The following is a 26,828-nucleotide window of genomic DNA, read 5'->3' as shown; positions in this document are numbered from 1 at the left end:
CGACCGCCTGACGTCGTGCGGGGTCGACGGACTCCAACGGCGTTCTGTTGCAGGCCAGTTGCTCGGCTGTTTCGCGCGCCGTCGGGGTGCGCCGCCGAGCCGGACCTCCTGATGCATTTCCGGACAATGGCGTCGCCAATGCCGTGTCCGCAGGCATCGAATTCGGCTGCGATCGCGCTCGCGAGTTAACCGAAGATTAACCGGAATCGCCTCTCTCGAGTGTTGGGGCATGAATACGGTCTCATCGGTCAAGGAAATGCGGCGCGATCCGCCGGTGCAGCTGATCACGCAAATGATTATGGGGGAAGTGTGCGTCATGCCTGAAACTTCGATTGCCGTCCTCTTTCCGGGGCAGGGTGCGTTCTACGGCCGTGCCCTCGCCGACCTGCGGGACGAGTTCCCCGAGGTCGGACCGGTCCTCGCCGAGATCGGTGACGCCGCCCGTCCGCTGCTCGGCGACCGTGCGGTGGACCAGCTGTTCGCGACGCGGACGCCGGACACCGAGCAGCTGCTCCGGGAGGCCCCGGAGGCGCTGCAGCTGGCCATCTACGCGGTGTCCACCGCCACCTACGCGGTGCTGCGGGCCCGCGGTCTGCGCCCGAACGTTCTGATCGGCCACAGCCTCGGCGAGATCGCCGCGCTGGTCGCGGCGGGCGCGTTCACGCCCGCCGAGGGCGCCGAGATCGTCTGCCACCGGAGCATCGCGCTGCGCGAGGCCGGTCTGGGCGACGCCTACATGGCCGCCATCGGCACCGACGCCGACCGGGCGCAGCGCCTCGTCGACCTGGTCGGTGACCCGCTGACCGGAATCGCGGTGGAGAACCACGCGGGCCAGACCGTGCTGTCCGGCCGGGCCGAGACGCTGGACACGATCGGCCGGCTGGCCGCCGTGCTGAAGATCGACTTCGCCCGGCTCAAGTCGCCGTACGCCTTCCACAGCCCGTTGCTCGGCCCGGCGGCGGAGAAGTTCGCCGCGCGGATCGCGGACATCCGCCAGCGTCCGCTGGAGACCACCGTGCACTCGCCGATCATCGGCCGGGCCTACGAGGACGGGGACCGGCTGACCGAGCTGCTGGCCGGGCACTTCACCGCCCGGGTGCGCTTCGGCGACACCGTGCGCGAGCTGGCGGGCACCGGGGTGTCGGTGTTCGTCGAGAGCGGCGCTCTGGACGCGCTGAGCCGGATCACCGGCCGCATCGTGGAGTCGCCGGTCACCACCGTGCCGACCCTGCTGCCGGAGGCGGGGGGCGCCGCCGTGCTGCGGCAGGCGCTCGACCGGCTGGCCTCCGTGGGTGCGGTCGCCGCGGGTGCGGGCGGCTCCTCGGCGGACCAGCTGCGGGCGGCGCTGCTGTCCGACGTGCCGGCCGAGGACTTCGAGGCGTTCTGGAACGGTCGGGGTGTCGAGGTCCGGGCGTTCGCCCGCGAGGCCTACCTGACCTACCTGGGCGCGAAGGAGGAGGAGCCGAGCGTCGGCGCGAGCCTCAACGGGAGCGCGAACGGCAGCGCGAACGGGAGCCTCAACGGCAGCGCGAACGGGAGTGTCGCGGTCGTGGACCGGGACACCCTGGTCCGCCAGCTCGCCGACATCTACGCCGAGGCGCTGGAGTACCCGGCCGAGGTCTTCGAGGAGGCCACCGACCTGGAGGCCGAGCTCGGTGTCGACTCGGTGAAGCAGACGGAGCTGCTGGTGCGCGTCGGCAACCGCTACGAGCTGCCGCCCCGGCCGTCCGACGTGCGTCCGGCCGCCTACAACACCCTGGGCAAGATCGCTGACCTGATCATCGCCTCGGGCGGATCGGTGTGAGCGAGGTGTCCCAGGAACTGCGGGGAAAGATCGCCCTGGTCACCGGAGGGGCGCGGAACGTCGGCAAGGTCATCGCCAAGCGTCTCGCCGCCGACGGCGCGCTCGTCGTCATCAACCACCTGCACTCGCCCGGGCCCGCCCGGGAGACCGCCGAGGAGATCGAGCGGGCCGGCGGCCAGGCGCACGTCATCCGGGCTTCGGTCGCCGTCCGGGGCCAGGTGGACCGGATGTTCGACGAGATCGAGGAGCGCTTCGGCGGCCTCGACATCCTGGTCAACAACGCCGCCAACGGTGCCCTGGTGCCGGGCGGCGAGGTCACCGACCAGCTGATCGACCGGGCCCTCAACACCAACCTCAAGGGCGGCCTCGCGTGCGCCCAGCGCGCCGCCGCGCTGATGGCGCGGCGGGGCGGGGGCAGCATCGTCAACCTCTCCACGCTGGGCGGCGGCCAGTTCGTCATGGCCAACTACCTGGCCTGCGGGCCGGCCAAGGCCGCCGTGGAGGCGATGACCCGCTACCTGGCCGTCGACTACGCCCGGGACGGGATCAGGGTCAACACGGCCGCCGCCGGCATGCTCTACAGCGAGGTCGTGGACCTCTTCCCGGACGCCGAGCGGATGCAGCGGGCGACGATCGAGGCCACTCCGATGGGGCGGCTCGGCCACCCGGAGGAGCTGGCCGAGGTGGTGGCCTTCCTGGCCTCGCCGCGGTCGAGCTGGATCACCGGCCAGGTGATCCTGGCGGACGGCGGACTGTCCACCGGGCAGGCGCTGCTCTCGCCGCCGCGCGCGCTGGTGGAGCCGGTGCCGCCGACCGTCCCGGTCGGGGAGTCTGCGGAGGAGCGGGACAAGGCGGTGGGGGTCACGGCGAACGCGCCGGGCGCCCCCGTGGCCGCCCCCGTCGCCGCGCCCGTCACCGCCGCCGTGCAGGCCGCGGTGACCCCGCGTCAGGCACCGGTCGTGCAGGCCGTGCCCACCACGCCCGCCCCGGTGGCCCCGGCCCCGGTGGCCGCAGTGGCCGCGCAGGCGGAGGTCGAGGAGGAGGCGTTCGACGAGGACGACGAGATCGCCATCGTCGGCATGGGCATCGTGGTGCCCGGCGCCAACGACCTCGACGAGTACTGGCACGAGCTCATGAACGGCGCCGACCGCTTCGTCGAGATCCCCGCCGACCGGTGGGACAACGACAAGTTCCACTCCTCCGACAAGCGCGACGAGGACAAGACCTACTCCAAGCGCTCGGCCTTCATCACCGACTTCGTGCCGCACCCGCAGCTGGCCCGCGAGCTGGCCGAGGCGGGGACCGACCCGAACGCGGTGGAGTCCACCACGCTCTGGCTGCGCCACTCGCTGCTCCAGGCGATGGAGGGCGTCCGGCACACCCCGGAGGACCGCTGCTCCTTCCTGGTCGGCTACACCGCCGACGGCAGCCAGCACCTGGAGGAGGCGACCGTCCGGGCCGGTGTGCTCGGCCGGATCGCGCCCATCCTGGACGGTCTCGGCCTGTCCGGGGCGGACCGCGCCGCCGCGCTGGCCACCGTCGAGCGGCGGCTGGCCGGGCACTACCCGCGCAGCGGCCCCGAGCCGCTGCACTTCTTCCCGCACCGGGTCGGGCTCAACGCGATGCGCGACGTGCTGCCGGACTCCGCGGAGCTGCTGCTCGTGGACACCGCCTGCTCCTCCTCGCTCTACGCGGTGGACCTGGGCCTCAAGGGCCTGCTGGAGGGCCGGCACGACATCGCGGTCTGCAGCGGCTCGTTCGCCGTGGGCCCGCGCGGGTCGATCCTGTTCGCCAAGCTCAACGGCCTGTCGGTGAGCGGCGAGGTCCGTTCGCTCGACAAGGACAGCGACGGGGTGCTGTTCTCGGACGGCGCCGCGACCGTCGTGCTCAAGCGGCTCAGCCGGGCGCGCCGGGACGGCGACCGGGTGCTGGCCACCCTGCGGGCCTTCGGCTCGTCCTCGGACGGCAAGGGCAAGGCGATCTACGCGCCGAGCGCGGCCGGCCAGAAGCTGGCGATCCGCCGCGCGCTGGACCGGCCGGGCATGGACGACGTGCGTCCGGACTGGATCGTCGCCCACGCCACCGGCACCCCGGCGGGCGACCTGGCGGAGTTCACCACCCTGCGCGAGACGCTGGGCGGTCACGAGCCGGGCCGCGCCCCGGTGGTCGTCACCTCCAACAAGTCGGTGATCGGGCACACCGGTTGGGCCGCCGGCGTGGCCTCGCTGATCGAGGTCGTGCTGGGCTTCCGGCACGATGTGATCCCGCCGCAGCACCGGTTCACCGAGACCCCGGCGGACTTCGCGATCGGCGGCTCCAACCTGGTCGTGCCGACCGAGGCGGTGCCCTGGCCGCGCGGCGCCCGCCGCCGTACGGCCGCCGTCTCCGGCTTCGGCTTCGGCGGCACCAACGCCCACCTGGTCGTGCAGGAGCCGCCCGCGGCGCCGAAGGCGCCGTCCGGGCTCCCGCTGCCGGCGCGGGCCGAGCAGGCGAAGCCGCAGCGGATCGCGATCGTGGCCAGGACGGCGCACGTGCCGGGCACCGAGACCGCCGACGAGCTGGCCACCTGGCTGGGCCGGACCGGTCCGGAGGACGTGTCCTTCGGCGACACCTACCCGCTGCCGTCGTTCAAGCAGGTGCGGATGCCCCCCGGCATGATGCGGGGCATCGACCGCTGCCAGCTGATGATCCTCAAGTGCGCGCACCGGCTGCGCGACAGCCTGGGCGCGTTCTGGGAGGACAACAGCGAGACCACCGGCGTGGTGCTCGGCCACCTCGGGGCGACCCGCAACGCGACGCTCTACGCGCTGCGCTGCTACCTGGACGACCTGACCATCGCGCTGAAGGCCGATGCCTCGCTGGCCTCGGCGCCGTGGCTGCCGGAGGCGCTGGAGCTGCTCAGGACCGAGGTGCGGCGGCTGGTGCCGCCGTCCAACGAGGACTCCTTCCCCGGCATGATGCCGAACGTGATCCCGGCCCGGGTCGCCAACTATTTCGACCTCAAGGGCCTCAACATGACGGTCGACACGGGGTTCACCTCGACCCTGAGCGCGATCGACGTCGCCATCCGCTACCTGCGGCAGGGCGAGCTGACGATGGCGCTGGTCGGCGGCATCAACGGCAACAGCACCGACGAGGTGCGCCAGCTGCTGGACGAGGCCCTCGACGGGGGCAGCGTGCTGGCCGAGGGTGCCTTCCTGTTCGCCCTGGTGACGGAGGAGACCGCCGCCGCGGCCGGGCTGGAGGTGCTCGGCTACCTGGACACCCCGCTCGCCGAGGCGGAGTCGGCCGGGGAGCCGGCCGGAGCGCAGGCCGCGGCGTCGCTCGCGGGGTCGGCCGAGGGGTCGGTGCCGACCGTCGAGTGCGGCGCCGTCCGCCCCGGCCGGGAGGTCTGCTACCTGGGCGCCGAGGGTGCGATCGGCATCCTGCAGGTGCTGGCCGAGGAGCCGGTCCGGCGCGACGCGCTGGTGGTCTGCCGCGGCGAGAACGGCGCGCCCGACCTCAGCGTCCGGGTCTCGGCCCCGCTGTCGGCGGCCGTGCCGGCGCCGGAGGCCGACCTCCACGTGCCGTCCGCGTTCTACGACGAGCGGCTGTACGACGACCGGCACCCGCTGGTGGTGAGCCGGCACGTGCCCGGGCTGACCGAGACGCCGGGCGAGCCGGTCCGCGCCGAGCTGCCGTTCTGGCCCGCGGAGCCCACCGTCGTCCTGACCGACCGGCCGGAGACGGTGACGGCGGCCGGGGCGCCGGCCGGCACCCTGGTGCTGTCCACCGTGCCCGGCGGTCCCGGGGTCCGGCACGTGCCGGACGCCGAGGCGCTGGCGGGGCTGCTGGACGAGGCGGACCCGCGGCGGCTGATCCGGCACATCCGGGTGGTCACCGACCTGTCCGGCGCGGACACGGCCGGTCCGGCGGAGGCGGAGGCGCTGAGCGCCCTGCACGAGCTGGTCTTCCTGACGGTGCAGCAGCGGCACGAGGCGCTGGCCGCCGAGGCCGGCGGCGCGAGCTGCGTCGGGCTGTTCCTCGGGGCGATGACCGACCGGACCCCGCACCCGTTCACGGGCATGTTCACGGGCCTGTTCAAGGTGATCCACCTGGAGTACGCGCCGCACTGCCTGACCTACGCGCTGATCACCGGGACGCGGGAGGCCGCCACCGGGGTCGCGCAGGCGGAGCGGGAGTCGGCGTTCCGGCGCGGCGTCCCCTCGGCCTTCCACGACGGCGGGCGGCGGCTGACCGTCACCCTCGCCGAGGAGCCCGGCGAGCTGCTGCCGCCGGGGGAGGCGACGCTCGGTCCGGACAGCGTCGTGGTCGCGGTCGGCGGCGGGCGGGGCATCACCGCCGAGCTGCTGGCCGAGGTCGCCCGGCACTTCAGGCCCCGGGTGTACGTGCTCGGCAGCAACCCGGTGGACTCCCACCCGGCCGAGTACCTGGAGCTGGACGACGAGGCCTTCGCCAAGGGCCGCGCGGACTACATCCGCAAGCAGCTGGCGCTGCGGACCGGCCGCAACCCCGCGCAGCTCAACCGCGCGTACGAGCGGATCGGCCAGGCCCGGGTGATCCGGGCCAACCTGCGCCGGATCGCCGAGCACAGCGGCGCGGGCGCGGTGCACTACGTGCCCTGCGACGTGACCGACCGCGACCAGGTGACGGCCGCGATGGACCGGATCCACGCCGAGGCCGGGCGGATCGACCTGCTGGTCAACGCGGCCGGGCTGAACCGTTCGGCGCCGATCGCGACCAAGAGCCTGGCGGAGTTCCGGCAGGTCCGCGACCTGAAGGTGCTGGGCTACTTCAACCTCAAGCACGCCCTGCGCGGCCGGCTGCCGCGCGCCTGGTGCAACTTCGGTTCGCTGCTGGGCATGACCGGCCAGGTCGGCGAGGCCGACTACGCCTCGGGCAACGACTTCCTCGGGGCCGCGGCGACCTACCACCAGCAGGTGCAGGGCATCCACGAGTTCACCGTGGGCTGGACCCTGTGGGGCGAGGTCGGCCTGGGCGCCAACGAGTTGACCAAGGCGTACTTCGAGAAGAGCGGGCTCTACTCCGCGATGAGCACCGCGGAGGGCGTGCACCACTTCGTCCGCGAGCTCAACCTGGCCAAGCCCTCGCCGTACACCGTGCACCTCGGTGACGCGGAGCGGCGGGCGGTCGACCGGCTGCTGCCCGGCTTCCTCAACCCGGGTGCGCCGCGCGGCGGTTCGGACTCGGCGGTGCCGCAGGAGCCGGTGCGCCCGGAGCGGCCGGCCGCGGCGGGACCGGTGGAGCCGGAGACGCTGCCGTTCTACCTCGGCGAGGTGGTCGAGCGCGGCACGGACTCGGTCACCTTCGAGCGGGTCTTCGACCTGGAGCGGGACGACTACCTGCGCCACCACAAGGTCGGCGACGCGCCCACCCTGCCGGGGACGTTCGTCACCGAGATCGCCTTCGAGGCGGCCTCGTGGCTGGTGCCGGACCTCAAGGTGTACGCCTTCGAGGACCTGCGCTTCCACCACTTCCTCAAGGTCCGCGAGTCGGACCGGGCCGGGCTGCGCAAGCGGATCCGGGCCGAGCTGGTGGAGCGCCGGGCCGACCTCGGCCAGGCCGTGGTGGCGGTGCGGATCACCCACGACGTGGTGGCGCCCAACGGCACCGTGCTGGTCAAGGACCGGCTGCACTTCGAGGTGCGGGTGCTGCTGGCGGGCGACCTGCCGGACGCGCCGCACTGGAAGGCCTGGCACCCCGCCGCGGAGACGCCGGTGCCGGACCCGTACCACAGCCCGGGCTCCCCGGTGCTGCTGACCGACCTGTTCGTGTCGACCACCGACACCCGGCTGCACCCGGACGGCAAGCGCGCCACCTACAACCTCGAACTTCCCCTGGACCACCGGGTCTTCGGGAGCTTCGGGATCCCGGTGGTGCTGCTCGACGGGCTGGCCAGGACCGGGGTGCTGGCCCTGGTCGACGGTGACCTGATCCCGCTCGCGGCCCCGCTGGGGATCGGCCGGATCGACGTCTACGAGCACGGCGGCGACAGCCATGTCGCGGCCAGGTACGGGCGGGTCGACCTGTACGCGGTGCTGCCCGGGGCGGAGGCCGACGGGCGGAACGCGGGCAGCGGCAACCGGTTCGTCGCCGTCCGTCCGGACGGGCGGATCCTGATCCAGATGAAGGACCTGGACTGGACGCTGATGGGCTATCTCGACCGGAGCACCGGGAAGTTCGTGACTCCCGAGGAGGTGGCCGAGGCCGCCGTCGCCCGGGCGGTCGGATCCGGCACCGGTGCGGCGGAGCCCGAGGCGGTCGAGCCCGAGGCGGTTGATCCCGGGGTGGCGGATCCCGAGCCGAGCGATCCCGTGGTGGCCCCCGCCGAGGCCAGTGAGGTGGTGACGGCGATGGGAAAAGCTGAGGCCGGCGCGGCTGGTGGGCCGACGCCGGCGGCCACGGACCCCCAGTACGCCACGAGCAGGAAGGCGGGCACCGACGTGACCGCGAGCAAGGAGAACGGCGGGGAGCCGGCCCCGGAGCCGGGTACGGCGGTGGCCACGGTCGTCGCCGCGCCCGAGCGCCGCCCGGCGCGCCGCCCCGCGCCCGCCGTCGCGCGGCTCGCCCGCCCCGCCCCGGGGCCGCGCGGACTGAAGACCGTCCCCGGCAACCTGCGCAAGTTCCAGCGCAACGCGCCCGCCCTGTTCACCGAACTGAGCCGGGCCTACGGGGACATGGTCCGGCTGCCGCTGGGCTACTTCACCGTCCACCTGAACTACCACCCGGACAACATCAAGTACGTCCTCCAGGACAACAACCAGAACTACATCCGTGGCAAGGGCTACGACGCTTTCAAGATCTTCATGGGGATGGGCCTGCTCACCCTCGACGGGGAGGAGTGGAAGCAGCACCGCCGGGTGGTGAACCCGCTGTTCCACAAGACCGCCATCGACAACATGGCGACCACCATGACCGACTCCACCGCCCTGGTGCTCGACCGCTGGGAGCAGGCGGGGTCCGACAAGGCCGGCCTCGACGTGGTGCCGGAGATGATGGACCTCACCCTGGGGGCCCTCGGCAAGGTCATGTTCGACACCGACCTGCACCCGCTCAGCGACCGGGTGGGGCCGGCGATGGTCACCTCCATCGAGGCCATGGTCTTCCGCGGCACCCTCAACCAGCTGACCCCCGAGTTCGTCCCGATCCCGTACAACCGGCGCATCCGCCAGGCGCGCAAGGTGATGTACGACGTGGTGGACGGCATCGTCGAGGCGCACCGGGACGGCCGGCACGAGGGGCTGACCGACCTGGTCAGCCTGCTGCTCCAGGCCCGGGACGAGAGCGGCGGCGAGTGGACCCGGCAGCAGGTCCGGGACGAGATCATGACGGTCTTCATGGCCGGCCACGAGACCACCGGCACCGGCCTGGCCTGGGCGCTCTACGAGCTGGCCAAGGACCCGGAGGCGCAGGAGCGGCTGCACGAGGAGGTCGAGCAGGTGCTCGGCGGGCGCACGCCCACCATCGAGGACCTGCCGAAGCTCCCGTACGCGAAGATGGTCACCGACGAGACGCTGCGGCTGCACCCGCCGATCTGGGTGTACCCGCGCGACGCCGTCGCGGAGGACGACGTCAACGGCTGGCACGTCCCGGCCGGCGGCAGCGTCTTCATGGTCCCGTACGTCACCCACCGGCACCCGGACTACTGGGTGGACCCGGAGCGCTTCGACCCGGAGCGCTTCACCGAGCAGAACCGCGCCCAGCAGCCCCGGTACGCCTACTTCCCGTTCGGCGGGGGCCAGCGCAAGTGCATCGGCAACCAGATGGCGCTGGTGCAGACGCACCTGACGCTGGCCATGGTGGCCCAGCGCTTCCGGCTGCGGCTGGTCCCCGACCACCCGCTGACGCTGGGCACGCTGGTGTCCTTCCGCCCGGTGGACGGCATCCGCCTCGTCGTGGAGCCCAGGAAGCGATGACACGCCGATGACACTCAAGGAACCGATCACCCTCGCGGAGGCCCTCGCCCCGCCGGTGGTGGACTACCCGCAGGACGGATCGGTGCGCCCCGTGCGGCGCCACGTGTGGGAGCCGGTGGAGACCGCCGCGCTCCCGCCGGGCGCCGCCCCCGGGCTGCGCGGGCGCTCGATCGCGGTGGTCGGTGGCCGGGAGGCCACCGCCGCCGCGGTCGCCGCGGCGCTCACCGCGGCCGGGGCGGCGGTGCACCGGCTCGCCCCGCCCGCCGAGGGGCAGCGGGGCGGCTTCGCCGAGGCCGCGGCGGCCCTGTTCGCCGCGGCCGGGCGGATCGACGGGATCGTCGACCTCAACCTCGAGGAGCCCTTCGACCGCAGCGGCCCGGACGGCTGGGAGGCACCGTTCCGGCAGACGGTCGCGATGCTCCAGGCCTGCTTCGCGGACTGGATCACCGAGACCGACGCGGTGCGGCTGTTCTACCTGCCGGTCACCTGGCTGGGCGGCCGGATGGGCTTCGGCGCGGACCGGGTCGAGCAGCCGCTCGGCGGCCTGTGGGCGGGGCTCGCCAAGGGCCTGCCGCGGGAGGTCCCGAACTGCAACATCAGGATCCTCGACCTCACCGCCGAGCACTCGGCGGAGGAGATCGGCGAGCTGGTGAGCCGGGAGCTGTACCGCTGGGGCGCGTTCGAGATCGGCCACCACGGCGGCCGCCGCTACAGCCTGCGGGCCCGGCACGCCCAGCCCGCCCCGCCGGTCCGCGCGCTGCGGCCCGGCGACACGGTGGTGATGTCCGGCGGCGGTCGCGGCATCGGCTACGCGCTGGCCCGTTCGCTCGCCGAGGAGTTCGGCGCGCGGGTGGTGGTCAGCGGCCGTGGCGCGGTGCCCGACCCGGCCGCCGTCCCGGCGCTGGCGTTCGACGAGCGGGAGTTCCGGCGGTACCGGGACGAGCGGCTGCGGGAGGCCGTGGCCGCGCGCCGGGTGCCGCAGGTCCGCGGCGAGCTGGAGAAGCTGGCCCAGGAGCGCGAGCTGTGGGCGAACCTCGTCTCGGCCCGCGAGGACGGTCTGCGGATCGACTACGTGCAGTGCGACATCACCGATCCCGAGCAGGTCGCCCGGCTGGTCGACGAGGCCGGCGACCGGCTGGCCGGCGTCGTCCACAACGCGGGCGTGGACGTGCCGGTGCGGCTGCCGGGCAAGACCGAGCAGATCGTCTCGCTGGTCGTCCGGGTCAAGGTCGGGGGCTTCCTCAACCTGCTGCGGGCGGTGGCGGACCGGCCGCCGCTGGCGTTCTTCTGCAGCGTCGGCTCGCTGACCGGCCGCTGGGGCGGCATGGTCGGCCAGCTCGACTACGGGGCCGCCAACGAGGCGCTGAGCCGGCTCGGGCTGTGGGCCTCGCAGGACGGCGAGCAGTCGGGCCGGGTCCGGCGGACGCCGGTCTCCACGGTCTGCTGGCCGACCTGGGAACGCCTCGGGATGATCACCAACTACGAGGCCACGCTGCGCTACATGTCGGCGGTGGACGTCCGCGAGGGCCTGTACCACTGGAAGCGGGAGCTGTTCTCCGGCGGCAGCGGCGAGTCGACGTTCATCGGCGACGTCGGTCCGGCGATGCTGCCGTCCGTGCTGCGCGGCTACCAGCAGGACACCGGTCTGCCCGGGATCGAGCGGCTCGCCGCGAGCCGCTACTACCTGGGCGAGCCGCTGGACTTCCGGCCGTACGCCGCGCTGACCACGGAACACCCGCTGACGGCCGGTGAGTTGCCGTGCTGCGACGACTTCCGGGTCGGCGGCGAGCCGGCGCTGCCGGTCTCGCTCTGCCTGGAGTACCTGCGGGCGGCCGGTGACTGGGTGCTGCCGGAGAACGGGGACCAGCTGCGGTTCGCCGAACTCCGGGACCTGGACGTGGACCTGGCGGAGCTGCGGGTCGGCCCCGGGCGGCGGACGGCGGTGCTGACCCGGCACGCCGAGGGCCGCTGGGCGCCGGACGGCGACTGGCTGGTCGCGGTCACCCTGGAGCGCGCGGGGCGGCGGCTTGCCACCACCGAACTGGTCTACCGGGCCGGGGAGTTGCCGCCGGAGCAGGCGGTGCTGCCGCCGACCGGGGCGCTGGGCGCGGAGGACGTGGCACCGCCCGCGCCGGGCGGCGTGCTCGGCTGGAGCGGGCACGCCTTCCGGCTGGCCGCCTGGCAGCGGGACGCGGTGGGCGGCCGGCTGTACGGGCGTGCGGAGCCGGGGCGGACGGCGGATCTGCTGCTCGCCTCGCCGGCGCCCGGCTCGGCCCTTCCGCTGAACCAGTTGGAGAACCTGCTGCGGGCCGCCTGGCTGGCCCAGGCGCCGCGGGCGGGCTCGGCGGGTGCGGTGGGCTCGGCGAGTGCGGCCGGGCAGGTCCGGCGGCTCACGGTGGAGCGGCTGTCCGTCGCGCCGTCGGCCGGGGAGGGCACCGTCCTGCTGGTCGGCACCCCCGACGGCCGCGACTGGACCGGCTACCACCCGCTCGAACTCTTCGAACCGTGCCCGGTGGTGCTCCGGGTGACCGGCCTGCGCCACCACTGACACCGGACGGTCGTAGCCCGACCGTCCGGTACCGACCGAATCACCGTGCCCCGGGGCACGGCACGACACCACCAGGGGGATCCGTTGACCACGATCGTTGACCGGTCGAAGGCCTATTGCGTCGTGGGCGCCGGGGCAGGTGGTCTGTCCGCCGGCAAGAACCTGCGGGAGTTCGGCATCGAGTTCGACGTGATCGAGCGCGCCGACGACGTGGGCGGCAACTGGTACGGCGGCAACACCTACAGCGCCGCCTACGACTCGGTGCACCTGATCACGTCCAAGCCCTACATCCAGTACGACGACTTCCCGATCCCGGCGCACTTCCCGACCTACCTCGGCCGGGAGCACGCGCACGCCTATCTGCGCGCCTACGCCGAGCACTTCGGGGTGTACGAACACGTCGAGTTCAGCCGCACGGTGGAGTCGATCGAGCGCCGGGACGGCTCGCCGGACTGGTTCGTCACCCTCGACGGGGGCGAAGTCCGCCGCTACGCCGGGGTGGTGATCGCCAACGGCCACAACTGGAGCCCCCGGTACCCGGAATACCCGGGCACGTTCGACGGGGAGATCATGCACTCCTGCGAGTACCGCAACCCCGAGCCGCTGCGCGGCAAGCGGGTGCTGGTGGTCGGCGGCGGCACCTCCGGCTGCGACATCGCGGTGGAGTCCTCGCAGAACGCCGCGTCGACCTCGCTGAGCATCCGCCGGGGCTGCTACTACTGGCCGAAGTACCTGTTCGGAATGCCGACCGACGTGCTCTACGAGAACGTCCTGAAATGGCGCATGCCCCGGCCGGTGGTGCGCTTCTTCGGTAGTCTCTTCCTGCGGCTCAACAGTGCCGGACGGCCGGAGCAGTACGGACTGCCCAAGCCGTCGCACAAGTTGCTCGAGGAGCATTTCGTCATCAATTCGACGCTCCTCTACCACTTGGGGCACGGTGATATCGGGGCGAAGCCGGACATCGCCGAACTCCGGGGGGACCGGGTGAAGTTCAGCGACGGGAGCGAGGAGGCGTACGACGTGATCGTCTACGCCACCGGTTACCGGATGACCGAGTTCCCGTTCATCGACCGCAAGTACTTGAACTGGAACGGGCGCACTCCGCAATTGCACCTCAGCGCGTTCCACCCCGAGTACGACAACCTTTTTGTCATCGGTTACTTCCAGACTTCCACCGGCAACTGGCCGATCATGGATTACCAGTCCCAGCTCATGGCCCGCTACCTGCACCTGCTGCGCACCGACCCGCGGCGGGCGTCCTGGTTCAAGCAGGCCAAGGCCACGCCGATGGCGGGGGCCGAGCTGAACGGCGGCATCCAGTACTACGACTCCGAGCGGCACTGGCTCCAGGTCGAGCACTTCTCCTACCGGGCCATGCTGCGCAAGCTGGTCCGCCGGATGAACGCCGACCCGTCGCCCGCCGCGCGCAACCGGGGCACCGCACCCGGCGCCGGCGGCACCGGCCCCGCGGAGCAGGCCAACGCGCCGGCGGCGACCCGGCTGAGGAGCCACGCATGATGGACCTGATCGCACGGCTGGCGAACCGGCATGCCCGGGTGATGGTGCTGTGCGCCGTGGTGGTGGCCGCGGTGGCGGCCTTCATCGGCGCGCCCGTCGTCACATCGCTGACCGGCGGCAACCCGGACTTCGTCACCCCGGGGTCGGGCAGCGTCCGGGCGGACGACCGGATCGGCGCGGCCACCGGCATCCAGAGCGACGGCGGCATCATCGCCCTGGTCGACACCGGTGCCCCGGTGGACGACCCCCGCACCCGGGAGGAGGTCGACAAGGTCGCCGGACTGATGACCGGGGACCCGACCTTCGCCGACGTCCTGACGTACTACCGGACCCAGGACAAGAACCTGGTCTCCGAGGACGGGCGGCGGACGATCGTGGTCGGCCGACTCAAGGACAGCGCGGAGGACCACTACCAGGACGCCGTCGACCGGCTGTCCGACCGGCTCGACGGCGACGCCGCGGTCAAGCTCGGCGGCAGCGAGGTGGTCGGCAACCAGGTCGTCAGCACCGTCCAGCACGACCTGGAGCGGGCCGAACTCCTGGCCTTCCCGGTGCTGTTCCTGCTCTCGCTGTGGATCTTCCGCAGTCTGGTGGCCTCCGCGCTGCCGCTGGTCATCGGCGGCCTGAACGTCGTCCTGACCCTGTTCGGCCTGCGGGTGGTCGACCAGTTCACCCCGATGTCGATCTTCTCGCTCAACCTGGTCACCGCGCTCGGCCTCGGCCTCGCGATCGACTACAGCCTGCTGATCGTCTCCCGCTTCCGCAGCGAGATGACGGTCGAGCCCGACATCGACCGGGCGATCCGGGTCACCCTGCACACCGCGGGCCGCACCATCCTGTTCAGCTCGCTCACCGTGAGCGCCGCGATGGCCTCGCTGTTCGTCTTCCGCCAGCGCTTCCTCTACTCGATGGCGGTCGGCGGTCTGCTGGTCTCCGCCTCGGCGCTGCTGGTCGCGCTGCTGGTGCTGCCCGCGATGCTGCGACTGCTCGGCCGGCACATCGACTTCCTGGCCCCGGCCCGGTTCCGCCGCTCGCTGGAGGCGCCGGAGAACACCGAGGGCGGCTGGTTCGCGCTGGCCCGCGGGGTCATGCGGCGGGCCCCGCTGGTCGCGATCGGCGCCGGCGCGCTGCTGGTGCTGCTCGGACTGCCGTTCCTGAAGGTCGCCTTCACCACCGTCGGTCCCGCTTCGCTGCCCACCAGTACGAGCAGCCGCTCGGTCGCCGACACCCTGCGTGCCGACTTCCCGGCCGACCCGCTGGAGTCCGTGCAGGTCGTGGTCGCGGCCGGCGGCGACACGGCGGGCGCGCAGCCCCGGGTGGACGCGCTGCGTGACCGGATCGCGGCCCTGCCCGGCGCGGCCGCCGTCACCCCGGCCGTGGCGCTGAACGCGGACACCTGGCTGCTCCAGGTCACCCCCCGCGAGCCCGGCCTCAGCGGGGAGAGCCAGACCCTGGTCAAGGACGTCCGGGCGCTCTCCGGCCCGGACGAGGTCCTGGTCGGCGGGCAGACCGCCACCTTCGTCGACCTGCAGGACAGCCTCACCGGCCGGCTCCCGGCCGCCGCGCTGATCGTCTTCCTCACCAGCATGCTGGTGCTGCTGCTGATGACCGGCTCGCTGGTGCTGCCGCTCAAGGCCGTGCTGATGAACCTGCTCACCCTCGCCGCGACCTTCGGCATCCTGGTCTTCGTCTTCCAATGGGGCCACGGCGCCGGGCTGTTCGGCACCGAGGCGCAGAACGCGCTGGACGCCACCCAGCCGGTGCTGCTGTTCGCGATGGTCTTCGGACTCTCCACCGACTACGGCGTGTTCCTGCTCGCCCGGATCAAGGAGGCCAGGGACGCCGGGGTCGGCGAGGCCGAGTCGGTCGCCCAGGGCCTGGGCCGCACCGGCCGGGTCGTCACCGCGGCCGCGGTGCTGTTCTGCGTCGCCCTGGGCGCGCTCGCCACCTCCGAGATCGTGTTCATCAAGGAACTCGGGCTCGGCACCGCGCTGGGCGTGCTGCTGGACGCCACCATCGTCCGGGCTTTGCTGGTGCCCTCGTTGATGCGTCTGCTCGGCCAGTGGAACTGGTGGGCCCCGGCGCCGCTCCGGTGGCTGTACGAACGATTCGGGCTCCGCGAGGGCGGGGCGCCGCCGCTGGCCGTCGAGAAGTCGTAAGGTTTTGACGCACCGTCACCACTATCGACCGGCCTGTCTACGACCAGAGGTGGAAACGTGTACCACGCCATCGTCCGGCGCAATCTCCGCAATTCGTTCGCCGACGTCAACCGCGGCAACTACGCTGCCATCGTGCGGCAGTTCACGCCCGACGCGGAGCACTGGTTCTCCGGTGCGCACGCGTTGTCGGGCGGGCGCGACACCGCCGAGCAGATCCAGCGGTGGTACGACCGGCTGGCGGAGGTCATGCCCGACCTGCGCTTCGAGCTGAAGAAGGTCGTCGCCAAGGGCTGGCCCTGGGACACCGTGGCCTTCGCCGAGTGGGTCGACCACCTGACCGACCGCGAGGGCAACCGCTACTCGAACCAGGGCGTGCACGTGGTCCGGATCAAGTGGGGCAAGATCACCGAGCTCCACATCTACTGCGACACCGAACTGCTGGAGTCGGTGCTGGACAAGCTGGGCGAGCAGGGCGTCGGCGAGGCCGTCGCCACGCCGGTCGGCAACCCCGGCCCGTTCCGCGAGGCGCGCGTCGGCAGGTGACGCGCGCGGGTACGCCGACGCGGGCGGTCCGGTGACACCGGGCCGCCCGTCGTCGTTCTCCGCCGTTGGGGGTCGGTGCGGGTGAAGGGGGACAGATGAACGCGCAGGATCCGGGGACGGTCGAGCTGTGGCTGCTCGAAGCCGCCGCCGTACCGGTGGGACCGGCCGAGCTGGACGGCCTCGACGAGGAGGAGCACCGGCGGGCCGGGCGCTTCGTCCGGGACGCCGACCGGGCGGTCTACCTGGCCGCGCACGTCGCGCTGCGGCAGGTGCTCGGCCGGCGGCTGGGGCTCGCCCCGGCGGCGCTGGCCTTCGGCCGGGAGCCGTGCCCCGGCTGCGCCGAACCGCACGGGCGGCCGCGGTTGGCCGGCGGCCCGGCCGGGGCCGCTGCCGGGGACCCGCACTTCTCGCTCTCCCACGGCGGCGGCCGGGTGCTGATCGGCCTGGCCGCCGCCCCCGTCGGCGTGGACGTGGAGCCGCTGCCCGCGGCCGACAGCGTGGAGGTGCTCGCCACGACGCTGCACCCGGCCGAGCAGGCCGAACTCGCGGACGTCCGGCCGGCGGACCGTCCCGGCTCGTTCGCCCGGCTGTGGACCCGCAAGGAGGCGTACCTGAAGGGACTCGGCATCGGACTCGGGCGCCCGCCCGCCGCCGACTACCTCGGCACCGCCGAGCCCGCACGCCGTCCGGCCGGCTGGGCCGTCACCGATGTACCGGCCGGGCCCCGGCACGCCGCCGCCGTGGCGCTGGCCGGGGGCGGCGCGTCGGCGGAGTACCGGCTGCGTCACACCCTGGGCTGACGGCGCGCGGGCCCCGCGGGGCCCGCGCCCGGGCCGAGGGGGTCCTCGGCATCGGCTGTCAGGACCCGTCGAACGGCTGCCGCATCTGGGAGCCCGGCTACTACAAGATCACCCTCCCCGACGGCACCGAGACCAAGGACGCCGTGTGCCTCGAGGCCTCCGGCAAGAACAGCACGGCCAGTGAGGGCAGCCGTTACGCGTGCCAGACCGGGGCCTGGAAGCTGTGGTCCTACTACGGCGTCCATATGAAGGACGTCCTCGGCAACTGGGGGCAGCAGCGTGTCCGCCACGCATGAGGTGACCGTCAACGTCTCCTGTCCCTGATACGTGGGCGGAGTGGGAAGTCGGCGAGTCCGACTTCCCACTCCGTCAACGGGGTTCGGTGACGGGGATCTTGGTGGCGGGGGAGAATCGGGCGCATGCGTGCTCTGATCATCACCGCCGGTTCACGAGGAGACGTCGCGCCCTTCACGGGGCTGGGGCGGAGGTTGCAGGAGGCGGGGCTCGAGGTTTCGGTGGCCGCGCATTCGGCGTTCGAGGCGCTCATCGGGGGGTGCGGGCTGGGGTTCCGGGCGGTGCCGGGGGATCCGCAGGGGCTGATCCGGGACTGGGGCCGGGCGGGGTCGCGGGAAGAGGTCCAGGCGCTGACGCGGGCGTACGCGGACGGGCTCGCCGACGGGGTCGCGCAGGCCGTGGAGGGCGGCGTCGATGTACTGCTCACGGCCTTCGGCCCGGCGCCGCTGGCCCGGGTGGCGGGGGATGCCCTCGGCATTCCGGTGATCGGTACCTACCTCGTACCGTCAGTCCCCACCGGGGAGTTCGCGCTGCCGAACGCGCGCGGCGACCTCGACGGGCCGGAGGGCAGGCTCGCCGCCGGCCGGGACGTGGTGCGGCGGGCGGAGGGGGTCTTCTCGGGCGCCGCGACCCGGTTGCGGTCGCACTTCGGGCTCCCCGCCGAGGAGCCGTCAGTGCCCTCGGTGCCGTCGGGCGTGCGGCCGGTCTTCCACGGCTTCAGCCCGTCGGTGCTGCCGCGCCCCGCGGACTGGCCGTCCTGGGTCGACGCCTCCGGCTACTGGTGGTCCGCCCGGCCGGAGGGCTGGCAGCCGCCGGCCGAACTGGTCGACTTCCTCCAGGCCGGGCCGCCCCCGGTGTTCATCGGCTTCGGCAGCATGGCGGTGGGGGAGGGCGAGCGGCTCGGCGAGCTGGTGGCCGGGGCCGTGCGGCGGGCCGGTGTGCGGGCGGTGGTGCAGGCCGGGTGGGCCGGGCTGTACGGCTTCGGCGGCGACGTCCTGGCCGTCGGCGACGTCCCGCACGACTGGCTGTTCCCGCGCACCGCCGCCGTCGTCCATCACGCCGGGGCAGGCACCACGGCCGCCGCCCTGCGGGCCGGCGTGCCCGCTGTGCCCGTTCCGGTCATGGCCGACCAGCCGTTCTGGGCGGCCCGGCTGTGCGAACTGGGAGTCGCGCCCCGCTCCCTGCCGTTCGCGGACCTCACCGCCGAAGCCCTCGCCAGCGCGATCACGGACGCCCTCACCGAGCCGTCCTACCACCGCCGCGCCACCGAACTCGCCCACGCCATCGCCACCGAGGACGGCGCGGCGGCGGTCCTCGCTCACCTCGACTCGGTCGCGGCGGGCTGACCGGGCTCAGAAGAGATCGGCGAGGCGTTGCCACCAGGGGGCGGGGCGGGGGTCGGCTGCGCTGTGACGACGGGGACGAAGGTGGTCTCGATGGGGCTGTCCCAGGTGAGCAGGGTGGCCGGGAACCAGGTGACCGGTTTGGTGTCGTCGCGGGCGTTGGCCCAGGTGGCGAGGCGGTCTGCGGTGGTGCGGTCGGGGAGCAGTCCGCGGTTGTCGGTGGTGATGCCGAGCTCGCGGACGGCGTCGTCGTGGAGGTCGTTGCAGAGCCAGGTGTGCAGGATGCCCTGGTCGTAGCCGAGCACCTCCCAGCCCAGGGCGTGGCCGCCCTCGGCCGGCTCTGGGGTGGGGTCGGGGCCGTCGAGGTGGGCGAGCAGGACCGGTTCGTGGGTCTCCGCCTCGCGGATGTCGGTGACGAAGGCGTCGACGTGGTCGCCGGGGACGAGCAGGGCGAAGAGCCGGGCGTCGGCGGGGACGTCGATCATGCCGCAGGCGGCCAGGGCCTCGGCGGGGGTGGTGAACCAGCTGCCGTCCTGCCAGAGCTGGTCGGTCAGGCAGTCGGAGGCGGTGGTCAACTGCTCGGTGCGGGGCATCCCGGTGCCGTTCAGGGGTTCCGGCGCGGCGACGAAGTAGCCCGCGAGGACGGGGTCCGCCGTGCGGGGAGGGGCGGGTCTGCGGGAGCGGAGCAGTTCGGGGCGTGCTTCGCCGGGGAGTGGCGAGCGGCCCTCCGCGAGGTGGAAGAGGTAGCCACGGAGGTACGTGTCCAGGCCGCCGTCGAGGTGCAACAGGTAGTCGCGCAGCCCCTGTGCGGCGTCCCGGTAGTGCTTCCGGTACTGGCCGCGGACCTGCGACCAGCGTTCGGAGGTCGTGACCGCCCACTCGCGCACCCGCCCGCGTTCCTGCCACCACTCGCGCACGGATGCGTCGGTCCAGTGCTCGTCGCCTTCCATCGCGAAGCCGCCGTGACCGAAGAAGCAGCCGCTGAGGAGGTCCTTGGTCTGTGCGGCGTCGGTCGGCTGGCGGTAGACGAACTCCCGACCGTCCAGCGGCCCGAACTCGTCGTCGTACGCGATGTGGAACGGCGCGCCGTCCCGCCCCATCTGCATGCCGTCGGTGTCCGCCCCGTAGAACGGCCCGGGGACGTTGCGCCAGTTGCGCTCCGCCCAGAGCCCGCCGAAGTGGTCGAGGGACGGGTGCTTGACGAGCAGCCGCCGGGCAGTGGGCAGCGGGTCCCAGTAGCCGCCGGGTATGCGGGTGGTCCCGTCGTCCATGGGGCCGGTCCGTTCTGTGGTGCTGTGCTGGTGTGCCTGGCTCCCAGTGATATCAGAGGTGGCGGGCATGACGGCCGGAGTGGGAAGTCGGCGGGTTCGACTTCCCACTCCGGCCGCAGCGTTGGCCCGGTCACTTCATCGGGGCGCCCATCGTGGCGGTGGCGTCAAGGTTGTGGATCGGGAGGCTCTCCTCGTAGGAGACGCGGACGTCGCCGACCAGCTTGGCGACGGCGTCCTTCAGGTCCTTCGAGGTGGTGCCCGCCTTGGTGGTAGCGATCTTGATGCCGGAGCCGTCCGGGAACATGGCGGCGGAGTAGACGGGGGCTGGGAGTTTGTTTGACTCCGCCGCTTCTCCGATCAGTTTGATCGCGGGGTCGACGATGCCTCGGGAGTACTGGCACTTCCGGATCGCAGTGTAGGAGGTCTCGATGCCTGGGTGCTTCTTCGAGGCCGCTTCGACAAGGGAACGTGCCCGGCCCTCGTCGGTCGCGAACAGGATCACGTGTCGTCCGGCCGGGTCGAGTTGGAGCGCGCCAAAGGTGTCCTTGAACTCCGCCCGTCCCTGTTCGCCCAGTGCCGACTCCAGGTTTTGCAGGGCGGAGTACGTAATGGGATCGATCGGTGCCTGGGGAGACTCGGGAACCCCGTCGCTGGCACTCGACAATGATCCACTACCGCATGAGCTGAGCAGGAGGCTCATGAGCAGCCCTGCCGACGAAGCGGCCGCCGAGCGTTGCCATTTCACGTCAACTCATCCGTTCTGCCGACTGATTCGGGCTCATTCAAGCATGGTAGGGGGAAAGGCTCAGCCCGACTTCCCTGAAGTAGTCCTTGATTTCGGTCCAGCAAACGTTCTTGGTGTCCGAGCCGGCCGAGACACTTCCTCGGGCCTGGCGAGTACCACCACTGAAGGCGAACACCAGAGCGCCACTGTCTCCGTGATCAGCGGCCCAGTTGTCGGCGTGCCCACAGACTCCGCGGGAGGTGTGCTGCAAACCGTCCCACCAGTAGGGGTTGCTTGTCCTCCAGCTGGTGTCATCGTTGGTGACCTTGATGCCGCACGGCACACCATGGCCGGAATAGTAGGACGTAATGCCGTTCTGGCACACCCAATCGCCGTTGTAACTGTAGGCAACACCTTCCACCCGGTACCACTGGCCCGGGACGTTGTCCGCTTCGTCGGATGTTGCCCCGATTCCTCCTCTGGTCCCTGTGTAGATCGCTTCCATGTCCCATTGGGGAGAGACGTTGGTAACGGTTCCGATGCGATTGCCTGTCCATTGATGCGCCAGGTCGTGATACGGATAGGCGTTTCCGTAGACCTCCCAGCCATCGGGGAAGCAGTGAGCAGCGGTGAGGATGAAGTCGCCGGTTCCTATGCCTGCGACGGCTCCCGTCGTGCATTGATGGCCGTTGACTCCCACGTAGTCTCCGGCGATGAATGGCTGCTCATCGTTCCAGCGCCATTCAAGGCTCTCCAGCGCTTCGCCTGCTTCAAAGGAGATGGGGATACGAGCCCCTGTGGCGGTCCGGTATTGCATGGCCTCGGACTTTGCGACGGCAGTGGCGGCGTTGACCTTGTCCGTGACAACCTTGAGGCCGCTGGAGTCGGGGTTCAATGACACGGAGCGGACCGAGTACAGAAGTTTCTGTGACTCGGAGTCCGCCATGACCTGGTCCCGCGCTTCGGCGAGGTCCTTTCGGGAGTAGTTCGCTTTCGCGAGCCTGATCACCGACGTGTCGATTGAGGGTGAGGACTTCTTGGCATCAGCGATGAGGCGGTTCGCTTTTGAGATATCCGTCACATAAAGCACGACGTGCCCTTTGGGGGCATCGATGGTGAGTGACCCATAGATGCCGGAGTGGGTCGATCGACCCTGGTCTCCCAGCGCGTTTGCTACTGCTCGAAGCGGTTCGAGGATCTTTGTCTGCCGGGCGGGATCCAGGTGCGCGAACTGCTGGTCCGTGAGATCAGGTTCGGTGGCCGGTGAAATCCCTGTGGTTACTGCGGCCGTCAGTGCCGTTGCTGCAATAGCAATTATTGCGCGTCGAATCATGGAGCCCCCTTGATCGAATTTGCGCCGCACGCCGTGGAGTGAGTTGGTATCAGCCGTGCGACAGCCCCCGAGGGAATTCTGGCAGATCGTTTACTGTGGGGCCACTGAGATGCTGATTCTGGCCTTTGATTTGCCCCTTTCGAGATGATCCGTCGGTTAATTCTGGAGCTCTGGTGTATGCGAGTGATCGCGGGGAGTCGACATGGTTCTTTTGTCGGATTAATATCGACTTCGTGGCAATGGGGACTAAGATGAGGTTCGCGAGATATTGCTGGTCGATGTGAATTGGGGCGTATCGGGCCTCCTTGAAGGTTGTGCGGGTAGGTGCGGAATCCGGCGGAAAATTCCTGATTGGTAACAGAAGACCTTTTGGGGTGCAGTGAACCTGGCGCGCGCGTGCTGGCATGAGCGTGCCCCTCGCTCGGGTCGAGCGAGGGGCACTGAGTAAGAGGTTGCCGCGGCCACGGTCGGGGTGAGCCTCGGCACGGGGCCGCCTGCGGTCAGGCCTTGCGGATGTAGTAGCCGGTGCCGCTGCCGTAGCAGCTGTTGGTGCTGTAGGAGCCCGTGACGATCCAGCCCGCCGGGAGGGGGGAGAAGGAGCACACGGAGGCGGTGGTCTGGGTGGTGATCTTGGCGATGTTGTAGCCGACGCCGGTGCCGACGCAGCTGTTGGTGCTGTAGGACCAGGTGACGACCCAGTTGGGCGGCATCGGGGTGAAGGAGCAGACGCTGGCGCTGGTGGAGTTGGTGACGTTGGCGATGTTGTAGCCGACGCCGGTGCCGACGCAGGAGTTGGTGCTGTAGGACCAGGTCACCACCCAGTTCGGCGGAATGGGCGTCATGGAGCAGACACTGGCGCTGGTGGAGTTGGTGACATTGGCGATGTTGTAGCCGACGCCCGTGCCGATGCAGCTGTTGGTGCTGTAGGACCAGGTGATGACCCAGTTCGGCGGGATCGGCGACATGGAGCACACGCTGAGGCTGGTCGCACCGTTCGAATCGGTGATGTTGTAGCCGACGCCGGTGCCCGGACAGGCGTTGGTGCTGTACGACCAGGTGATGACCCACCCGGCCGGGATGGGGTTGTTGGAACAGATGCTCGCGCTGGCGGTGACCTGCTGCGTGGCGGCCTGAGCCGGCGCGCTCGCGGCGGTCATCAGCCCCAGGAGCATCAGTACGGCCGTTATCAGGTGGGGGACGTGCTTCCGCGCGGTCTTCATGTCTGCCTCGGGGTCCTCTCGACGTTCCACGGCTGCGCTGACGCAACCGAGACGAACCATTCGCTCACTGCCTGTTCGTCGCGGCTGAGATGGTGTCAGAGATGCTGATGTGGCACCAGGGTGCAGTGGGAACACTCTCCGAGGGTCCGTCAGAGCCTGCGGATGGTGTAGGCGATGTTGCTGCCCGCGCAGGTCCCGGTGCCGTAGGAGCCCGTCACGACCCAGCCGGCGGGGATGGGGGAGAAGGAGCAGACCGTGGTGGTGGTCTGGGTGGTGATCTTGGCGAGGGTGTAGGCGTAGCCGAACCCCTCGCAGGTGCTGGTGGTGTAGGAGCCCGTGATCACCCAGTTGGTGGGGATGGGGGAGTTGGAGCAGACCGTGACGTTGGTCAGGTTGCTGGTGTCGAGGATCGTGTAGATGTAACCGGCACCCGCGCAACCGTTGTTGCGGTAGGAGCCTGTGACGACCCACCCCGCCGGAATGGGCGAGTTGGAACATATGGTCGTGCCGGCGGTGAGCCGCTGCGGGTTGGCCTGCGCCTGGGTGGATGCGGCGGTCATCAGCCCCAGGAGCAGCAGTACGGCCGTGATCAGGTGCGGGACGCGGGTCCGGAAGGTCGTCAAGGTCGGCCTCAGATTCTCTTGGTGGCCCCCGGCTGCGCGGATGCAGCCGCGGCGAACCATTCGCTCACTGCCTGTCTGTCGCGGCTGAGATGGTGTCAGAGTTGTGAAGACGGCACCAGGGTGCGGTGGGAGCACTCCCCTCACCGGAAGTGCAAAGGGTGGCCCCCGCGCTCGGGTCGCGCGCGGGGGCCGTTGGGGCGGGGGTGTCAGGCCCTGCGGATGTTGTACGCGTAGCCGTTGCCGGCGCAGTTGCTGGTGCTGAAGGTGCTGGTGATGACCCAGCCGGTGGGGATGGTGGAGAAGGGGCAGGCGACGGTGTAGCTGAGGCCGGCGGTGTTGACGATGTTGTACAGGTAGGTGGCCCCCGCGCAGTTGCTGGTGGTGGAGGCGCTGGTGGTGACCCAGCCGGTGGGGATGGGGGAGAAGGAGCAGGCGGTGGTGTAGCTGACGTTGGCGGTGCTGCTGATGTTGAAGCCGTAGGTGTTGCCGCCGCAGTCGCTGGTGGTGAAGCCGCTGTTGACGACCCAGCCGGTGGGGATGGGCGAGAACGAGCACACCGTGGTGTAGTTGATGTTGGCGGTGTTGCTGATGTTGTGGGCGTAGGTGGCGCCTCCGCAGTTGCTGGTGGTGAAGGCGTTGTTGATCACCCAGCCGGCGGGGACGGGGGAGAACGAGCACACCGTGGTGTAGTTCAGGCCGGCGGTGTCGCTGATGGTGTAGGCGCGTCCGGAGCCGCAACTGCTGCTGGTGGAGACGCTGTTGATGACCCAGCCGGTCGGAATCGGAGAGTTGGAGCAGACGACCGCGCTGCCGCCCAGCTGCTGCGGAGCGGCCTGCGCCTGGGCGGTTGCGGCGGTCATCAGCCCCAGGATCAGGAGTACGGCTGTCAACAGGTGCGGGATGCGGTTCCGTAAGGTCTTGATTGCCATTGCGGGATCCCCTCGGTGCACTGCGGCCACATTGGTGTAGTCGCAGTGAACGATTCGCGCACTTCCTGTGCGCGCCGATGGCGATGCTGGCAGGGTTGTTGTGGGGTGCGCCAGGGTGTGGCGAACGGCTGCCAAGGGGGAGCGGGCAGTTCAGGCCGCCCTGCAAAGTGTTCGGCCCATGGTTCACATTCCGGCTACGGCGGCGGCATGGGCAGGCCGAAGGGCTTCGGGCCGGATGTTGTCGTCGTGCGGGCGATGGAGGCGTTCAGGGTCGGGGGCTATGCCGGCGCCTCGGCCGCCGATCTCGCCGAGGCGATCGGGGTAGTCGAAGGCGGCCTCCACCACTCCTTCGGCTCCGGAGATGAGTTGTTCACCGGGGCGATGGATCTTTACGGCCGGACCGGTGTCGGAATTGGCCGAGGAATCCCTCTCGTGGGCCGGGTTGATGCCGCCGAAGAGTGCATTCGTGCGCACTTCGTGTCGCTCGTGGATGTGGAAATGGATCCGGACGGGCCGGTGTGGCGCGGACGCCCGGCCCGGAACGGGGTCGCTAGCCGGTGGTGTCGGCCGGGACGCAGGCGCTGTTCCTCCGGGTCGCCTGAGGGGGTCGGATACCGGGTCCGAGCGGCGTGGTTGCGTCCCCTCGCTCGGGTCGAGCGAGGGGACGCCGGGGTGCTGAGGGTCAGGCGTGGTGGTCGAGTTCGCCGGATTTGATGGCGCGGAGGAGGGCTGCTGCGGCGGCGGGGGTAGTGCGGAGAATCGTCTCGCCGTCGTCAGACTCGCGGAGCTCAATCAGCGCGTCCGAAGTTCGAACTTCAACGCAGTCGTCGTGGGAACCACTGCGACTTGACTTCTGCCATGTGCCGTTAGTCATGTTTGTTGTTCATTTCTTTTCTCACGGACTGGATGAAGTCTCGTGACTCATCTGCGGGAAGTGCCATGGAAGCCATCCGGGCGAGGATGGACCGGAATCTCGCGACATGGGCAGGCGTATCGAGATGCCGGACTCCGAAGCCGGTGTCGCTCTGCACTGTGTCGAGCTCCGGGATAGGGCCGTCGACATAGGTGAAGTTGTCGATGGGGCTTGGCAGTCCGGTGACGTCGAACGGTAGAACTCGAATGGTGATACCAGGGACTTCTGAGTCCTCGATGAGGGCGTCAAGCTGGTTGGCGCGGACCTGCGGGCCGCTGAACTGTATGCGGAGTGCGGTCTCGTGGATGAACGCCGTGTATTTTGTTTCGCCGGACCGAACGGTGTGTTGGCGCTGGATTCGGAAGGCGGTTCTGAGGTCGATCTCGCGTCGAGGGATGGGCGGATAGGCCTGCGAGAAGACCGCATTGGCGTAGCCGGTTGTCTGGAGCAGGCCGGGGATGAAAGTGATGGTGTAGGTCGCAAGCCCGTGGGCGTGACCCTCCAGCTCGGCGATCTCAAGGAAGTCCTCGGAGAGCGTGCCCCGGTACGACTCCCACCAGCCGGCCTTGCCTCGTTCGGTGATGATCTCCGCCAGGGCGTCGATCAAAGGCTGATTGGTGCACATGCAGGCGGCCGCGATGGTGCGCAGGCGGTCGACGCTGATGCCGATCTTCCCGGTCTCCATCTGCGTCACCTGAGCCGGGTTCATCCCTACGGAGCGGCCGAGTTGGCTGCCGCCGAAGCCGGCCTGCTCGCGCATTCTGCGGAGCTCTGCGCCCAGCCTGCGTTGGCGGAGGGTGGGGTTCGGTCGTGCCATGGGGTCCTTCCGTGCCGGGGTGTTCACAGTCTGCCGCGCCCATCGGAGGTGG

Annotated in this window: 17 protein-coding genes; 9 read left to right on the top strand and 8 right to left on the bottom strand. The window is 70.8% G+C overall.

All coding sequences use genetic code 11. The annotated features are described in order from the left end of the window. Nucleotides 1-316: 316 nt before the first annotated feature. The 8 genes from IF01_RS0113730 to IF01_RS0113690 all read left to right on the top strand — a co-directional run bounded on the left by IF01_RS0113730 (nucleotide 317) and on the right by IF01_RS0113690 (nucleotide 18,949). The gene (locus IF01_RS0113730; RefSeq protein ID WP_030393649.1) at nucleotides 317-1,804 is read left to right on the top strand and encodes an acyltransferase domain-containing protein; all 1,488 of its coding nucleotides are present in this window, start codon (nucleotides 317-319) and stop codon (nucleotides 1,802-1,804) included. Continuing rightward, entirely contained in the window at nucleotides 1,801-9,741 is a 7,941-nt protein-coding gene (locus tag IF01_RS0113725; RefSeq protein ID WP_051755307.1) for a cytochrome P450, read from the top strand. The genes IF01_RS0113730 and IF01_RS0113725 overlap by 4 nt, the downstream gene beginning before the upstream one ends. Nucleotides 9,742-9,748: 7 nt before the next feature. Then, on the top strand, nucleotides 9,749-12,289 hold the full coding sequence (locus IF01_RS43880) for a KR domain-containing protein (RefSeq protein ID WP_051755306.1): 2,541 nt from the start codon (nucleotides 9,749-9,751) through the stop codon (nucleotides 12,287-12,289). A gap of 84 nt (nucleotides 12,290-12,373) precedes the next feature. Then, nucleotides 12,374-13,807 carry a flavin-containing monooxygenase gene (locus IF01_RS0113715; protein ID WP_208624311.1) on the top strand — a complete coding sequence of 478 codons (1,434 nt, stop codon included), beginning with the start codon at nucleotides 12,374-12,376 and terminating at the stop codon, nucleotides 13,805-13,807. Next, nucleotides 13,804-15,966, top strand: coding sequence for an MMPL family transporter (locus tag IF01_RS0113710; RefSeq protein WP_078879933.1), 2,163 nt, complete (start codon nucleotides 13,804-13,806; stop codon nucleotides 15,964-15,966). The genes IF01_RS0113715 and IF01_RS0113710 overlap by 4 nt, the downstream gene beginning before the upstream one ends. A gap of 57 nt (nucleotides 15,967-16,023) precedes the next feature. Beyond that, nucleotides 16,024-16,509, top strand: a complete 486-nt coding sequence (locus IF01_RS0113705; protein ID WP_051740464.1) for a nuclear transport factor 2 family protein — start codon at nucleotides 16,024-16,026, stop codon at nucleotides 16,507-16,509. Between the two features lie 95 nt (nucleotides 16,510-16,604). After that, complete coding sequence (locus tag IF01_RS0113700) at nucleotides 16,605-17,309, top strand: 4'-phosphopantetheinyl transferase family protein (RefSeq protein WP_037779741.1); 705 nt, start codon at nucleotides 16,605-16,607, stop codon at nucleotides 17,307-17,309. Between the two features lie 419 nt (nucleotides 17,310-17,728). After that, on the top strand, nucleotides 17,729-18,949 hold the full coding sequence (locus tag IF01_RS0113690; protein ID WP_030393644.1) for a glycosyltransferase: 1,221 nt from the start codon (nucleotides 17,729-17,731) through the stop codon (nucleotides 18,947-18,949). Here the strand turns inward: IF01_RS0113690 and IF01_RS43875 are convergent. From IF01_RS43875 to IF01_RS0113660, 6 genes are all read right to left on the bottom strand, one after another. Continuing rightward, on the bottom strand, nucleotides 18,922-20,217 hold the full coding sequence (locus tag IF01_RS43875; protein WP_051755300.1) for a hypothetical protein: 1,296 nt from the start codon (nucleotides 20,215-20,217) through the stop codon (nucleotides 18,922-18,924). The two genes, IF01_RS0113690 and IF01_RS43875, sit on opposite strands and share 28 nt — an antisense overlap. A gap of 130 nt (nucleotides 20,218-20,347) precedes the next feature. Beyond that, the gene (locus IF01_RS48225) at nucleotides 20,348-20,962 is read right to left on the bottom strand and encodes a hypothetical protein (protein WP_157855221.1); all 615 of its coding nucleotides are present in this window, start codon (nucleotides 20,960-20,962) and stop codon (nucleotides 20,348-20,350) included. A gap of 37 nt (nucleotides 20,963-20,999) precedes the next feature. Next, nucleotides 21,000-22,274, bottom strand: coding sequence for a chymotrypsin family serine protease (locus IF01_RS48220; RefSeq protein WP_157855220.1), 1,275 nt, complete (start codon nucleotides 22,272-22,274; stop codon nucleotides 21,000-21,002). 500 nt (nucleotides 22,275-22,774) lie between these two features. Then, complete coding sequence (locus IF01_RS0113670) at nucleotides 22,775-23,494, bottom strand: hypothetical protein (RefSeq protein WP_030393640.1); 720 nt, start codon at nucleotides 23,492-23,494, stop codon at nucleotides 22,775-22,777. A gap of 149 nt (nucleotides 23,495-23,643) precedes the next feature. Beyond that, nucleotides 23,644-24,117: a hypothetical protein gene (locus tag IF01_RS0113665; RefSeq protein WP_051755298.1), complete on the bottom strand. Its 474-nt coding sequence runs from the start codon at nucleotides 24,115-24,117 to the stop codon at nucleotides 23,644-23,646. Between the two features lie 206 nt (nucleotides 24,118-24,323). Further along, nucleotides 24,324-25,046 (bottom strand): hypothetical protein, encoded by a 723-nt coding sequence (locus IF01_RS0113660; RefSeq protein ID WP_157855219.1) that lies wholly within the window; start codon nucleotides 25,044-25,046, stop codon nucleotides 24,324-24,326. A 207-nt stretch (nucleotides 25,047-25,253) separates the two neighbouring features. On the opposite strand from IF01_RS0113660, the gene IF01_RS51540 reads away from it, so the two are divergent. Then, entirely contained in the window at nucleotides 25,254-25,760 is a 507-nt protein-coding gene (locus tag IF01_RS51540) for a helix-turn-helix domain-containing protein (protein WP_078879931.1), read from the top strand. Here IF01_RS51540 and IF01_RS45445 read toward each other — a convergent pair. Together IF01_RS45445 and IF01_RS0113655 are read right to left on the bottom strand one after the other, a co-directional pair. Then, on the bottom strand, nucleotides 25,729-25,920 hold the full coding sequence (locus IF01_RS45445) for a DUF397 domain-containing protein (RefSeq protein WP_078879930.1): 192 nt from the start codon (nucleotides 25,918-25,920) through the stop codon (nucleotides 25,729-25,731). The genes IF01_RS51540 and IF01_RS45445 overlap by 32 nt on opposite strands. Beyond that, nucleotides 25,913-26,776 (bottom strand): helix-turn-helix domain-containing protein, encoded by an 864-nt coding sequence (locus IF01_RS0113655; RefSeq protein ID WP_030393637.1) that lies wholly within the window; start codon nucleotides 26,774-26,776, stop codon nucleotides 25,913-25,915. The genes IF01_RS45445 and IF01_RS0113655 overlap by 8 nt, the downstream gene beginning before the upstream one ends. Nucleotides 26,777-26,828: the final 52 nt, after the last annotated feature.

Origin of the sequence: Kitasatospora purpeofusca (assembly GCF_000718025.1) — a bacterium.
Lineage (GTDB): Bacteria > Actinomycetota > Actinomycetes > Streptomycetales > Streptomycetaceae > Kitasatospora > Kitasatospora purpeofusca.
Note: the sequence above shows the minus strand (reverse complement) of the source record. Positions and strands in the feature narration are given on the sequence as shown.